This window comes from Pseudomonas syringae group sp. J309-1 (genome assembly GCF_032582135.1).
In the GTDB taxonomy this organism is placed as follows: Bacteria; Pseudomonadota; Gammaproteobacteria; order Pseudomonadales; family Pseudomonadaceae; genus Aquipseudomonas; species Aquipseudomonas quasicaspiana.
The window spans coordinates 16,427-29,907 of the sequence record NZ_JAWHNU010000067.1 but is presented as its reverse complement, the minus strand read 5'-3'; the positions used below and the strand labels follow the sequence as shown (position 1 = coordinate 29,907).

Sequence of the window (13,481 nt, the reverse complement as noted above, 5' to 3'; positions counted from 1 at the left end):
GAAGCGATAAAGGACATCACGGACTACATCGTGCGGTTCTACAACGAGGGGCGATTGCACTCGAAACTGGGCTATGTACCGCCCAATCAATATGAGCGGCAAGCAGCCTGACAATCACCGATTGAGGTGTCCGGAAAAAGTTGACCACTGCAGATTCAGGCACCTCGGTGTATCAGGCATATCGAGTGCTCTGTATCGCGGGCAAGCCCAGCTCCCACAAGAGATTGCATTCCAGCTATTGAGTTGTATTAGATCTTCAACTCCACCTCACCCAGTCTCCCGCCATACGGCCCAAAGCTGTGTTCGATGAAGTGTTGGCTGCCGTCAGCATTGACGATCAGCACGGTGCTGGCCCGGGTGCCGTAATTTGGGCTGGCGATGAACAGGCTCGACAGCAGCTTTTCGGTCTCCAGACTGACGCCCGTATCAGGCAGCTCAGTGGTTGGGGCGGTGATCGGGTCGCTCAATAAGGCCATGAGTGCCAGTGGATTCGGATCATCCAGTTGGGTGCTCAGTGCAGCTCTGGCTTTCTTGACCTTTGGCCATGGCGTATCCAGTCCTGCGTTGGAGAGACCATAAACACCCTCATCGAGCCGACGCGGTTCAGGGTTGGAGCTGTTGAGGTAGTACAACTGCTGACGATCACCCACCAGCAAATTGAAACCGCCGTATTCGGCCGCTCTGTTCGCTACCTCTACGAGATAATCTTCAATCGAAATATCGCTGGTCAAAAATTGAGCAACCAGTTCGCCTCGTGATCTATGCCCCAGTGGCAAGCTCGGGTTGCGAATATTGGTCAGAGCCGCAAAGCGCCCGTCTGCGGTGATACCAAGCCAGGTTCCGCCAGCTTCAAGGTCCCGTCCGGCGTAGACCTGAGGTGCGTCCGCCCACTGCGCGAGGGGCTGGGTCGGGCGCGCATAGAACTCGTCACGATTGGCCGCGACGATCAGCGGCTGTGTGTGTGAGGGGCGCCAGGCGAAAGCGATCAGACACATGCAGTACTCCTTTTTGAGCCACTTTACTCACACATGAGGTTTGCATCCATCGCACGCCGCTAGAGCGCCGGGCGTTGCTCCGGTAACATGCCGGTCTCTTTTCGTCATGCCCGGCCAAATAGCTGTTCAGCGCGGGTTTATGTTTCCTGCTTTAGTGTGTCTGGTTAAGTGCTCGCGAGAGCGTTCCCATTTAAGGAGTTGCAATGCTGCCTTACCCGCAGATTGACCCGGTGGCGGTGGCTATCGGCCCGCTGCAAATACACTGGTACGGTTTGATGTACCTGGTCGGTATCGGCGGCGCGTGGCTGCTGGCATCGCGGCGCTTGAACAGCTTTGATCCAACCTGGACCAAGGAAAAGCTCTCCGACATGATTTTCTGGCTGGCCATGGGCGTGATCGTCGGTGGGCGGCTGGGTTATGTGCTGTTCTATGATCTGCCCGCGTACATCGCCAATCCACTGTTGATCTTCGAAGTCTGGAAGGGCGGCATGGCGTTCCACGGCGGTTTCGTCGGCGTGATGATCGCGGCGTGGTGGTTCGGCCGCCGCAATGGCAAGTCGTTCTTCGAACTCATGGATTTCGTCGCGCCCATGGTGCCGATTGGTCTGGGTGCAGGACGTATCGGTAACTTTATCAATGCCGAGTTGTGGGGCAAGCCGACCGATTTGCCGTGGGCAATGGTCTTCCCGCCGTTCAGCGATCCGGCGCAACTGCCGCGTCATCCTTCGCAGCTTTATCAGTTCGCGCTCGAAGGCGTCGCGCTGTTCATCATTCTCTGGCTGTTTTCTCGCAAGCCTCGTCCGACGATGGCTATTTCCGGCATGTTCGCGCTGTTTTATGGACTGTTCCGGTTCCTGGTCGAATTCGTACGGATGCCCGATGCGCAACTGGGCTACCTGGCGTGGGGCTGGGTCACCATGGGGCAGATCCTCAGCCTGCCAATGATCATCGCCGGTGCAGTGCTGGTCTGGCTGGCGTACAACCGCGCTCCCGCTGGCAAGAACGCGGCGGTCTAACACCGAAACGTCGGGCGTTGCAGCCCGGCGGATTCACCGAAGCAGGTAATTTATGAAGCAATATCTGGATCTGGTCGCCCACGTCATCAAGAACGGCACGTTGCAGGCCAACCGCACCGGTGTGAAAACCATCAGTTTTCCAGGCGCGATGCTGCGTTACGACCTCAAGGAAGGCTTCCCGGCGATTACTACCCGGCGTATGGCCTTCAAGTCGGCCATTGGCGAAATGGTCGGCTTCCTGCGCGGCGTGAACAACGCCGCCGAGTTTCGTGAACTGGGCTGCAAAGTCTGGGATCAGAACGCCAACGAGAACGCCCAATGGCTGGACAACCCGTTCCGCAAGGGCGAAGACGATCTGGGCGAAATCTACGGCGTGCAATGGCGCAAGTGGCCTGCCTACAAGCGCATTGACCTGAGTAATCCGAAAGCCATCGAACTGGCGATCAGCCAGGGCTATCAGCAGATCGCTCAGTCCGAGGAAGACGGTCAGCCTTACGTGGTCCTGTACAAGGCCATTGATCAGATTCGCCAGTGTGTCGACACCATCATCAAGGATCCGGGCAGCCGCCGCATTCTGTTCCACGGCTGGAACTGCGCGCAGCTGGATGAAATGGCTTTACCGCCTTGCCACCTGCTGTATCAGTTCCACCCGAATCAGGAGACCAAAGAAATCTCCCTGACGCTGTACATCCGCTCCAACGATCTTGGGCTCGGCACGCCGTTCAACCTGACCGAGGGTGCTGCGCTACTCAGCCTGATCGGCCGTCTGACGGGCTACACGCCGCGCTGGTTCACGTATTTCATCGGCGATGCCCATGTCTACGAAAACCATCTGGACATGCTCAATGAACAGCTCACTCGTGAGCCGTATCCGATGCCGAAACTGGTGATTTCCGACCGCGTGCCGGAGTTTGCCAAGACTGGTGTGTATCAGCCGGAGTGGCTGGAGCAGATCGAGCCTTCAGACTTCTCGCTGGAAGGTTACGAGCATCACCCGGCGATGACCGCGCCGATGGCGGTTTAAGGCGTTGCATTGATGCTTTTATGTGGGAGCCGGGCTTGCCCGCGATTCAGGCGCCTCGGTGTATCAGACATACCGAGTAATCTGCATCGCGAGCAAGCTCTGCTCCCACAGAGAATGCGCGAGGCCTCGCGATCGCCTCAATGCCCATGACTCCTGCCCACATGGGAGTGCTCCACATCAGCGGTCACCACGCTGCCGCTGACTTCCAGTCGATCCAGAATCCCGCAATGATCCGGTGCGCCGTCGCTGCAGCGTTGGCGCAAGTCCAGTAGCTGTGTCTGCAGGGCTTGCAGGCTGGCGATGCGGTCGTTGACGTGCTGGATATGCTCATCAATCAGCGCATTAACACTCACGCACTGATCTTGCGGACTGTCGCGCAGGTGCAGCAGGCTGCGGATTTCCTCAAGGGTCATGTCGAGGCTGCGGCAATTGCGGATGAAGGTCAGTCGCTCCACGTGTGCCTGAGTGTACAGCCGATAGTTGCCATCGCTACGCGCAGGTGCCGGAAGCAGGCCCTCGCGCTCGTAATAACGGATGGTTTCCACCTGCGCGTCAGTCAATTTTGCCAGCTCGCCAATCTTCATCGTCGTCGATCCTGTTTCAGTGCTTGACCCTATAGTGGCTACAGGGTGTTCACTTGGCAACAAGCACGATAAAGGACCGGACCATGAGCCAGTTGACCCCTGTTCACGACAAGCACGATCACGATAGCCACGATCACGAAAAGCATGACCATGAAGGCCACGACCATTCTCAGCATGATCACGGCAAGGCCGAGCATGGTCACGGCGGCTGCTGTTCGTCGAAAGTCTCGCCTGCGATGGTCTCGTTCACGGACGCCCCTGCATCCGGCGCGCAACTGAGCACATTCCGTATCGAGCAAATGGATTGCCCAACGGAGCAGACCCTCATCCAGAACAAGCTGGGCAAACTGGCGGGCGTGCAGAAACTTGAATTCAACCTGATCAATCGCATGCTCGGCGTTTGGCACGAACTGCCGTCCACCGACCCGATTCGCGACGCCATCGCTTCGTTGGGCATGCAGGCCGAACCGATTGAGGAAGGCGCAGAGTCAACGCCGGCTCCGGTGGTTAAAAAATCCTGGTGGCCGCTGGCGCTGTCCGGCGTCACCGCGCTGGCCGCTGAAGTCATCCACTTCGGTTCATTCGCGTCGGATTGGGTCGTGGCCATTGTGGCGCTGGTTTCCATCCTCAGCGGTGGGCTGGGTACTTACAAAAAAGGCTGGATCGCGCTTAAGAACCGCAACCTGAACATCAACGCTTTGATGAGTATTGCCGTAACGGGCGCAGTGTTGATCGGGCAATGGCCGGAAGCAGCGATGGTGATGTTCCTGTTCACCGTCGCTGAGCTGATTGAAGCAAAATCTCTGGACCGAGCGCGCAACGCTATCAGCGGTTTGATGCAGCTCACACCTGAGTTGGCGACCGTGAAACAGGCGGACGGTCAATGGCTGGAGCTGGAAGCCAAAAACATCGAATTAGGCGCCATCGTCCGGGTTAAGCCGGGTGAGCGCGTTGCTTTGGATGGCGAGGTGGTAGCAGGTAACTCGACGATTGATCAGGCGCCGATTACCGGTGAAAGCCTGCCGATTGAGAAAACCATCGGCGACAAAGTCTTTGCCGGGACCATTAACCAGTCCGGCTCGCTCGAATATCGCGTCACTGCGGCGGCCAATAACTCGACGCTGGCGCGGATCATTCATGCGGTGGAGGCGGCTCAAGGTTCTCGGGCGCCTACTCAGCGTTTCGTTGACAGCTTCTCGCGCATCTACACCCCGGCGGTGTTCATCTTCGCGCTGGGCGTAGCGATCATTCCTCCGCTGTTTATGGGCGCGGCCTGGTTCGACTGGATCTACCGCGCGCTGGTCCTGCTGGTGGTGGCTTGCCCTTGTGCACTGGTGATTTCCACGCCGGTGACCATTGTCAGCGGGCTGGCAGCTGCGGCGCGCAGGGGCATCCTGATCAAGGGCGGTGTGTACCTGGAAATGGGCCACAAGCTTGATTACCTGGCTCTGGACAAGACCGGCACGATCACCCACGGCAAGCCGGTGCAGACCGATTTTGTCTTGCTGGAGTCAACCGCGGCGGATCTGGTTGCCGGTGTGGCGGCGAGTCTGGCAGGGCGCTCTGATCACCCGGTTTCCCAAGCGATTGCCAAGGCGGCCGGGCAAGACGTTGATGGCCATGAAGTCACTGCGTTCGAAGCGCTGGCTGGGCGCGGCGTGCGTGGCGAGATCAATGGCGAGCTTTATCATTTGGGCAACCATCGCCTGGTGGAAGAGCTGGGCCTTTGCTCTCCCGAGTTGGAAGCGCAGCTTGATGCGTTGGAGCAGCAGGGCAAAAGCGTTGTGCTGCTGTTGGACAAGTCTGGCCCGCTGGCACTGTTTGCGGTGGCCGATACCGTCAAGGAAAGCAGCCGCGAAGCGATCCAGCAACTGCATGAGCTGGGCGTTAAAACCCTGATGCTGACCGGTGACAACCCGCACACCGCCAAGGCGATTGCTGCACAGGTGGGTATTGATTCGGCTCAGGGCAACCTGATGCCAAGCGACAAGCTGGAGGCTATCGAAGCGCTCTACGCCAAAGGCCATCGAGTCGGCATGGTCGGCGACGGCATCAACGACGCACCTGCGCTGGCGCGTTCCGAGATTGGCTTTGCCATGGCGGCAGCCGGGACGGACACTGCGATTGAGACGGCGGATGTTGCCTTGATGGACGACGATCTGCGCAAGATCCCGGCGTTTATTCAGCTGTCGCGCCGGACGTCGGCGGTTTTGAAGCAGAACATCTTCCTTGCGTTGTTTATCAAAGCGATCTTCCTGGCGATGACCTTTGCTGGCATGGCCACAATGTGGATGGCGGTGTTCGCGGATATGGGCGTGAGTTTGTTGGTGGTGTTCAACGGGTTGCGGTTGCTGAAGAAGTAACCGTTAGTAAATGCGGTCCTTTGTGGGAGCCGGGCTTGCCCGCGATAAGGCTGTAGGTGATCCAAGGCGAATCGGGTTCATCCTTATCGCGGGCAAGCCCGGCTCCCACAGGGGCAGTGCAGGCTTAGCAACCGTATTTAATTTTCCCCCACTCAATCATCCCTTCAACCAACTGCCTCAACACCACCCGCGTCGGCTCAGCCAGATCCGGGCGGTGGTGGAACGGTACGAACTCGTCCATGTAGGTCGCCTGCACCAGTTCCAGTTGCACGGCGTGGATGTTATTGGCCGGGTCGCCGTAGTGACGGGTGATGTGGCCGCCTTTGAAACGGCCGTTCAGCACGTGGCTGTAATCACCGGCTTTAGCGCAGGTGGCTTCCAGACGCTTGGCTAACTCTTGATTGCAGCTGGCGCCGTTGAAGGTGCCCAGGTTGAAGTCCGGCAAGCGGCCTTCGAATAGATGTGGGATGTGTCCGCGAATCGAGTGGGCATCAAACAACAGGGCATAGCCGAATTCGTCTCTCAGGCGCGCCAGCTCTTGCTCAAGTGTCTGGTGATAAGGCGTCCAGATCCGCTCCAGATATGTCATCCGCTCTTCAGCGCTCGGTGCCAGACCTTCTTTGAACAACGGCACGCCGTCGAACAGGATCGAGGGGAACAACCCGGTGGTCGCCCCGGCGTACAGCGGTTTGTCATCCGAAGGACGATTCAGGTCGATCACAAAGCGCGAATACTCGGCGGCCAAGGTACTGGCACCCAGTTCTGCGGCGAAATCGTAGAGTTGCGGGATGTGCCAGTCGGTGTCTGGCAGGCTCAGCGCTTCATCCACCAGACCTGCCTCGACTGCAGGCGTCAGGCGCAAACCGGCGTGGGGCATGCTGATCAACAGCGGCACACGGCCGCGAGAAAACTTCAGAACGTTGTCCATGAATCTCTCCTGTCTAACAGTTTTGTAGTGCCCCCCTGTAGGAGCGCGCTTGCCCGCGATGACGTTGTGACAGGCGTCATCGACGTTGGATGTGCCGACGCCATGGCGGGCAAGGTGGAGCGCCACCCCGGTCGCTCCTACAGGGGGACGCGGCTCAAATCAGCGATTCAACACCGTGGCGGACGATGCGTTTATCCAGGTCTCCACCCAGCCAGTACGCCAGATCAGCAGGGCGCTCAATGTTCCAGGCGACGAAGTCGGCGACTTTGCCGACTTCCAGCGAGCCATGGGTTTCGCCCAGACCTAGGGCTTTTGCTGCATTGATCGTAACCCCGGCCAGGGCTTCTTCGGGTGTCATACGGAACAGCGTGCACGCCATGTTCAGCATCAAGCGCAGCGACAGCGCGGGCGAAGTGCCGGGGTTGAGGTCGGTGGCAATCGCGATATCGACCCCATGTTTGCGCAGCGCATCCATCGGCGGCAATTGAGTCTCGCGCAGAAAGTAATAAGCCCCCGGCAGCAGCACTGCGACGGTTCCAGCCGCGCCCATGGCAATGGCATCAGCCTCGGTCATGAACTCCAGATGATCCGCCGACAACGCCTTGTAACGCGCCGCCAGACTTGAGCCCGCCAACGGCGAAAGCTGCTCGGCATGCAGTTTCACCGGCAAGCCCAATTGCCCGGCGGTGATGAAAACCTGCTCGACTTGCGCCGGGGAGAACGCCAGGTACTCACAAAACGCATCTACCGCATCGACCAAACCTTCCTCGGCCAATGCAGGCAGCATTTCGCTGCAGATGTGATTGATGTAGTCGTCAGCGCGGTCGGCGTATTCCGGGGGCAGCGCGTGGGCGGCCAGACAGGTGCTGCGCACCGTCACGGGCAGCCTGTTGCCCAGTTGGCGGATGACCCGCAGCAGTTTGCGCTCGGTGGCCAGATCCAGGCCGTAACCGGACTTCATTTCCACCGTGGTCACGCCATCCCTGAGCAAATGCCGCAGACGACGCTCGGCGCTGGTGTACAACTCGTCCTCACTGGCAGCGCGAGTCGCGCGCACGGTACTGGCAATGCCGCCACCGGCAGCGGCGATTTCGGCATAACTCACGCCTTGCTGACGCTGTTCAAACTCACCGCTGCGGTTGCCGCCGAACACCGTGTGAGTGTGGCAGTCGATCAGCCCCGGCGTGACCCACGCGCCGTTCAAGTCGATGACACTGTCGTAAGCTGTTTCAACAAGAGCCGATTGAGGCCCGATCCATTCGATCAACGCTCCAGACGTCACGATGGCGGCATCCTCGATAATCGAGTATTTGCCGTGAGCCATGCTCGCTACGTGACAGTGTTTCCAGAGCGTTTTCATGTCCAGTCTCCTGGGTTACCGATGGGTGGGAGGCGAATGTTCAGAGCGTTTGACCCATATGAAGTAGGCCGCGATCAACAGCACAACCCAGCCTGCGCCAACGATCAGCGCGATACGGTTGTCCGGGAAATAGCCCAGCACGCCGAATATAAACAGCATGAAGGCGATGGCCGCGGCGGGGGCGTAGGGCCAGAACGGAACCGGGAATTGCAGCTGCGCCGCTTCTTCGCGGCTCATCTTGCGGCGCATGGCGACCTGGGTCAGCAGAATCATCAGCCAGACCCACACGGTGGCGAAGGTCGCAATTGAAGCGATGACCATGAACACGTTTTCCGGGATCAGGTAGTTCAGCAGAACGCCGATCAGCAGCGCGACGCCCATCACCAGCACGGTCATCCATGGCACGCCTTGTTTAGACAGTTGTGAGAACGCCGCCGGTGCCTGACCCTGTTGCGCCAGGCCATACATGATGCGACCGGCGCCGAACACGTCGCTGTTGATCGCCGACACCGCAGCGGAAATCACCACCACGTTAAGCAGCGCAGCCGCCCATGGCAGGCCGAGGCTGGAGAAGATCTGCACGAACGGGCTGTTGGCCTTGGTGATCTGCGACCACGGAAACAGGGACATCAGCACGAACAACGTCAGGACGTAGAACAGCAGAATACGCAGCGGCACCGAGTTGATGGCCTGCGGGATAGTGCGTTGCGGGTCTTTGGCTTCGCCCGCTGTGATACCGATGATTTCGATGCCGCCGAACGCGAACATCACCACCGCAAAGCAGGCGATCAGGCCGCCGATGCCATTAGGCATGAAACCGCCATGGGTCCACAGATTGCTGATGCTGGAAACCGTCTCGCCACTGCCTGACAGGTTTACGCCGAACAGCAATAGCCCGAGCCCGGCGACGATCATCGCGACAATGGCGCCGACTTTAAGCAGTGACAGCCAGAACTCGGTCTCGCCGAAGACTTTGACGTTGCACAGGTTCAGCGCGCCGATCAGGAACACAATGCCCAGTACCCAGATCCAGCGCGGGACTTCCGGGAACCAGAAACCCATGTAGATCCCGAACGCGGTGACGTCAGCGATGCAGACAATGATCATTTCAAAGGCATAGGTCCAGCCGAGCACGAAGCCCGCCATTGGGCCTAGGTACGTGCTGGCGTATTCGCCGAACGAGCCGGACACCGGGTTGTGCACGGCCATTTCACCCAAGGCGCGCATGACCATGAACACGGCTGCGCCGCCGATCAGATAGGCCAGCAAAACGGCCGGGCCTGCCATCTGGATCGCCGAAGCCGAGCCGTAGAACAGGCCGGTGCCAATGGCTGATCCCAGTGCCATGAAGCGAATGTGCCGGGCCGAAAGCCCGCGTTTCAAACCTTGCTGTGACGTCATTTCAATCCAATCCGGTTTCTTTCCAGCGAACTGCCAGGTACTCAGGCGCGCAAGGATACCTGCTGGGTCGCGTCGGCCAAATCATTGGCCTGTCGGGTGTCGCTTGGCTGACATCCGGTGTCATGGATGTCTATACGTTTGTGGCCCCTCGCGGCTAAAGCCGCTCCTACGGACGACACGCATCCGTAGGACTGGCTTTAGCCGGGAGGACGTCATCACATTTGCCGCATCTGTTTTGTCAGGAATATCGAGTCATCGTTCTTCGCGGGCAAGCCCGGCTCCCACAGGAGAACACGATCTCATGTTGGAGCAGCCGGGGTGGCGCTCCCACAGGGGGACGCATTCCTTTGTGGGAGCTGGGCTTGCCCGCGATATAGGCGACTCAATCTAAAGTCATACCGCGTCCAGTCTTATCGTCGGAATGCCGCCCAGACCAGGCTCAGCTCCCACATGAGTGGTGTGCTCCATAAGATTGGATTCGCCTCGCGAGACATCGACTGTTGCCGACCGGCACTGGCGAAACACTCTTTCCAGCAACGCTTCACTCCTGAGCACCTTGGCGCTGCTGGCAATATCCGGGGCCAGCCAGCGGTCTTCGTCGTAGGGCGGGACTGCTTCGCGCAGCACCCGCCAGGCGGCATCGGTGCCGACGCCAAAGCGCTGGAGCTTCAAAAACTCGAAGGCCTGTGCCGCGAGCAAATACTCGATCGCCAGGATCTGCGTAGTGTTATCCAGCACCTTGTGCAGCTTCAGCGCCGCGTTGGTGCCCATGCTCAAGTGGTCTTCCTGCAAACCCGAGGTGACAAAATTGTCGGTCACTGCCGGTTGCGCCAGTTGGCGGTTTTCTGCGCATAAGGACGCCGCGACGTACTGTACGATCATCATCCCCGAGTTGACCCCCGGCTGGCTGACCAGAAACGCTGGCAGGTTGCTGATGGTCGGGTTGATCAGGCGATCCAGACGTCGCTCGGCAATCGAGCCCAGTTCAGCGACAGCAATCGCCAGCAGATCCGCCGCCATGGCGACAGACTGACCGTGCGGGTTGGCTTGCGATACCACGCGGTACGACTCAGGTGTGCCGAGCACCAGCGGGTTGTCTGTCGCCGAGTTCAGCTCGATTTCAATCTGCCGGGTTGCGTGTACCAACTGATCGCGGGTCGCGCCATGCACTTGCGGGATCGAGCGAACGCTCAGCGCGTCCTGAGTCCGTATGCCACGGCTGTTGACCACCACTTCACTGCCATCCAGCAAACCACGCAGGTTGCTGCCTACGATTTGCATGCCCGGATGCGGCTTGAGCGCGATGATCTCGGCATCGAAGGCATTGATCTGGCCGCCAAGCGCTTCAAAACTCATTGCACCGATTACGTCCGCCCACTGTGTCAGGCGTTGCGCATCGGCAATTGCCAGACAGCTCAGGCCAGTCATGCACGGCGTGCCGTTGACCAGGCACAATCCGTCTTTCGCACCGAGTATGACCGGGCTCAAGCCCTCGGCATCCAGCGCTTGCTGCGCAGGCATGACATGGCCGCGATAACTGACGTCGCCCACGCCCAGCAAGGCAATGCCGATATGCGCCATGTGGGTCAGATAACCTACTGAACCCTGGGACGGCACGTACGGTGTGATGTTGCGGTTGAGCAAATTCAGCAGCGCCTCGACGACTTGCCGGTGCAGCCCGGATTTGCCCTGGCTGTAGTTGATGATCGCCGCGCAGATGATCGACCGGGTTTGCTCGTCTGACAGCGCTACACCGACGCCGCACGCGTGGCTCAGCAGGGTGTTGCGCGATAACTGGCTCAGTTGTTCGCCTTGCAGTGAAATATTGCACAGCGCACCCAGCCCGGTGTTCACGCCATAAGCACGCTCGCCGCTGGCGACGATGCGCTCGACAATGGCCTGAGCGTTGTCGATCCGCGCCCAGGCGCTGGCCGAGAGCGCCAGTTGCGCACCCCGGCGAGCGACCGCAACCACGTCCTGCCAACGGACCTGACCTTCACCAATCACCACTTGTTCGACGGGCGACATCTGCACGCTTCCTTACACAGTCACTGCGCGCCGCTGCACGAAACGATCAACGTATTCGTCGGCGGGGGAGTAGAGGATTTCTTTCGGAGTGCCCACCTGAATCAACTGTCCGTCCTTGAGAATCGCGATGCGATTACCGATGCGCACGGCTTCGTCGAGGTCATGGGTGATGAACACGATGGTCTTCTTCAGGCTGCTTTGCAGCTCCAGTAACTGGTCCTGCATTTCCGCGCGAATCAACGGATCGAGTGCGCTGAACGCTTCGTCCATCAGAATGATGTCGGTGTCAGCCGCCAATGCGCGGGCCAGCCCCACCCGTTGGCGCATGCCGCCGGAAAGCTGATGAGGGTATTTGTTTTCGTAGCCTTGCAGGCCTACGGTACTGATCCAGTGCCGGGCGCGCTCAATGCAATATTCTTTGCTCTCGCCACGTACTTTCAGGCCGTAGGCGACGTTGTCCTGCACGGTCTTGTGCGGCAGCAGGCCAAAGCTCTGGAACACCATGCTGATTTTCTTGCGACGAAATTGGCGCAAGGCTTCCATGTCGTACTGCAGGATGTCTTCGCCATCGACCAGGATTTCACCGCTGGTGGGGTCGATCAGCCGGTTGAAGTGGCGCACCAGCGTAGACTTGCCCGAGCCGGACAGGCCCATGATCACGAAAATCTCACCGCTGCCGATGGACAGCGACAAGTCATTCACGCCGACCACGCAGCCGGTTTTTGCCAGGACTTCATCCTTGCTGCTGTTCTGTCTGACCATTTCCAGCGCGTCCCTGGAACGGTTGCCGAAAATCTTGAAGACGTTGCGGACCACGATTTTGTTGGGCTCTTGGTTAGTCATTTGTTCGCCTCATGCCGTGGTCGGCCGTATGCCTGGGTGATGCGGTCGATGACCACTGCGAGAATCACAATCGCCAGCCCGGCTTCCAGTCCGCGTCCGACGTTCAGGGTCTGAATGCCCACCAATACGTCTTCGCCAAGGCCGCGAGCGCCGATCATCGAGGCGATAACCACCATCGACAGGGCCATCATCGTGGTCTGATTGATCCCTGCCATGATGCTTGGCAGCGCCAGCGGCAGTTGCACACCGAACAATTGCTGCCAACGATTGGCACCGAACGCATTGATCGCTTCCATGACTTCGCCGTCCACCTGACGAATGCCCAGATCGGTGAGGCGAATCAGCGGCGGCGCGGCATAGATCACCGTGGCGAAAATCGCCGGGACCTTGCCCAGGCCGAACAGCATCAATACCGGTATCAGGTAAACGAAGCTGGGCATGGTCTGCATGATGTCCAGCAACGGCATCAGCACCGAGCGCAGGCGGTTGCTGCGTGCCGAGAGGATGCCCAGCGGAATGCCGATGATCACCGAAATCAGCGTGGCGACCAGCATCAGCGCCAGGGTCTGCATCAGCTTGTCCCACAGCCCGACGGCACCGACCAGAAACAGCAGGCCGACTATGACGGCAGTGGTCGTAATCTTGCGCGTGGCGTGCCAGGCGATGCCGCCGACGATGGCCAGCATCAACCACCACGGCGCCATGCGCAGCAGGCCTTCCAGGTTGACGATGGCCCACAGCAGCGTGTCGGAGATCTGCCGGAACACATCGCCGTAATTGGTCACCAGCGCATCAACCCAGTCGTTGACCAGATTGGCGATGGAGAATGTGAAGCTTTCGGGGAACATAAAAGGGTTCTCGATCAGGTGGATTCATCACTCCTGTAGGAGCGCGCTTGCCCGCGATATTTCTTGTTGGCGATACAGGTGTATCGAATGT

General features: G+C 59.2%; 12 protein-coding genes. 4 read left to right on the top strand and 8 right to left on the bottom strand.

The window, feature by feature from the left end; translation table 11 throughout:
- A partial coding sequence (locus RX972_RS25535) for an IS3 family transposase (protein ID WP_316879618.1) occupies positions 1–111 on the top strand: 111 nt, incomplete at its 5' end.
- Positions 112–248: 137 nt separating this feature from the next.
- Here the strand turns inward: RX972_RS25535 and RX972_RS25530 are convergent.
- Entirely contained in the window at positions 249–995 is a 747-nt protein-coding gene (locus tag RX972_RS25530) for an NRDE family protein (protein WP_316879615.1), read from the bottom strand.
- A gap of 203 nt (positions 996–1,198) precedes the next feature.
- Here RX972_RS25530 and lgt point away from each other — a divergent pair, with 203 nt between their 5' ends.
- A complete protein-coding gene (gene lgt / locus RX972_RS25525; protein WP_316879613.1) occupies positions 1,199–2,011 on the top strand; it encodes a prolipoprotein diacylglyceryl transferase in 813 nt (270 codons plus the stop codon).
- Positions 2,012–2,063: 52 nt separating this feature from the next.
- Positions 2,064–3,035 (top strand): thymidylate synthase, encoded by a 972-nt coding sequence (locus RX972_RS25520; RefSeq protein WP_027898509.1) that lies wholly within the window; start codon positions 2,064–2,066, stop codon positions 3,033–3,035.
- A gap of 137 nt (positions 3,036–3,172) precedes the next feature.
- Here the strand turns inward: RX972_RS25520 and cadR are convergent, their stop codons facing one another.
- On the bottom strand, positions 3,173–3,619 hold the full coding sequence (gene cadR / locus RX972_RS25515) for a Cd(II)/Pb(II)-responsive transcriptional regulator (RefSeq protein ID WP_027898508.1): 447 nt from the start codon (positions 3,617–3,619) through the stop codon (positions 3,173–3,175).
- Between the two features lie 83 nt (positions 3,620–3,702).
- Between cadR and RX972_RS25510 the strand changes: the two genes are divergently transcribed.
- A complete protein-coding gene (locus RX972_RS25510) occupies positions 3,703–5,982 on the top strand; it encodes a heavy metal translocating P-type ATPase (RefSeq protein ID WP_316879610.1) in 2,280 nt (759 codons plus the stop codon).
- A 124-nt stretch (positions 5,983–6,106) separates the two neighbouring features.
- Here RX972_RS25510 and hutG read toward each other — a convergent pair whose 3' ends face one another.
- The 6 genes from hutG to RX972_RS25480 all read right to left on the bottom strand — a co-directional run bounded on the left by hutG (position 6,107) and on the right by RX972_RS25480 (position 13,390).
- Positions 6,107–6,910 carry an N-formylglutamate deformylase gene (gene hutG, locus RX972_RS25505; RefSeq protein WP_316879608.1) on the bottom strand — a complete coding sequence of 268 codons (804 nt, stop codon included), beginning with the start codon at positions 6,908–6,910 and terminating at the stop codon, positions 6,107–6,109.
- A gap of 154 nt (positions 6,911–7,064) precedes the next feature.
- On the bottom strand, positions 7,065–8,270 hold the full coding sequence (gene hutI, locus RX972_RS25500; RefSeq protein ID WP_316879606.1) for an imidazolonepropionase: 1,206 nt from the start codon (positions 8,268–8,270) through the stop codon (positions 7,065–7,067).
- Between the two features lie 15 nt (positions 8,271–8,285).
- Positions 8,286–9,671 (bottom strand): amino acid permease, encoded by a 1,386-nt coding sequence (locus tag RX972_RS25495; RefSeq protein ID WP_099267935.1) that lies wholly within the window; start codon positions 9,669–9,671, stop codon positions 8,286–8,288.
- A gap of 393 nt (positions 9,672–10,064) precedes the next feature.
- Positions 10,065–11,699 (bottom strand): histidine ammonia-lyase, encoded by a 1,635-nt coding sequence (gene hutH / locus RX972_RS25490; RefSeq protein WP_316879602.1) that lies wholly within the window; start codon positions 11,697–11,699, stop codon positions 10,065–10,067.
- Positions 11,700–11,711: 12 nt separating this feature from the next.
- A complete protein-coding gene (locus RX972_RS25485; protein WP_122707585.1) occupies positions 11,712–12,542 on the bottom strand; it encodes a glycine betaine/L-proline ABC transporter ATP-binding protein in 831 nt (276 codons plus the stop codon).
- Positions 12,539–13,390, bottom strand: coding sequence for an ABC transporter permease (locus tag RX972_RS25480; RefSeq protein WP_027898503.1), 852 nt, complete (start codon positions 13,388–13,390; stop codon positions 12,539–12,541). The genes RX972_RS25485 and RX972_RS25480 overlap by 4 nt, the downstream gene beginning before the upstream one ends.
- Positions 13,391–13,481: the final 91 nt, after the last annotated feature.

Coding starts and splice junctions, on each gene's coding strand:
- RX972_RS25530 (WP_316879615.1), bottom strand. CDS start 995: ATGTGTCTGATCGCTTTCGCCTGGCGCCCCTCACACACACAGCCGCTG.
- lgt (WP_316879613.1), top strand. CDS start 1,199: ATGCTGCCTTACCCGCAGATTGACCCGGTGGCGGTGGCTATCGGCCCG.
- RX972_RS25520 (WP_027898509.1), top strand. CDS start 2,064: ATGAAGCAATATCTGGATCTGGTCGCCCACGTCATCAAGAACGGCACG.
- cadR (WP_027898508.1), bottom strand. CDS start 3,619: ATGAAGATTGGCGAGCTGGCAAAATTGACTGACGCGCAGGTGGAAACC.
- RX972_RS25510 (WP_316879610.1), top strand. CDS start 3,703: ATGAGCCAGTTGACCCCTGTTCACGACAAGCACGATCACGATAGCCAC.
- hutG (WP_316879608.1), bottom strand. CDS start 6,910: ATGGACAACGTTCTGAAGTTTTCTCGCGGCCGTGTGCCGCTGTTGATC.
- hutI (WP_316879606.1), bottom strand. CDS start 8,270: ATGAAAACGCTCTGGAAACACTGTCACGTAGCGAGCATGGCTCACGGC.
- RX972_RS25495 (WP_099267935.1), bottom strand. CDS start 9,671: ATGACGTCACAGCAAGGTTTGAAACGCGGGCTTTCGGCCCGGCACATT.
- hutH (WP_316879602.1), bottom strand. CDS start 11,699: ATGTCGCCCGTCGAACAAGTGGTGATTGGTGAAGGTCAGGTCCGTTGG.
- RX972_RS25485 (WP_122707585.1), bottom strand. CDS start 12,542: ATGACTAACCAAGAGCCCAACAAAATCGTGGTCCGCAACGTCTTCAAG.
- RX972_RS25480 (WP_027898503.1), bottom strand. CDS start 13,390: ATGTTCCCCGAAAGCTTCACATTCTCCATCGCCAATCTGGTCAACGAC.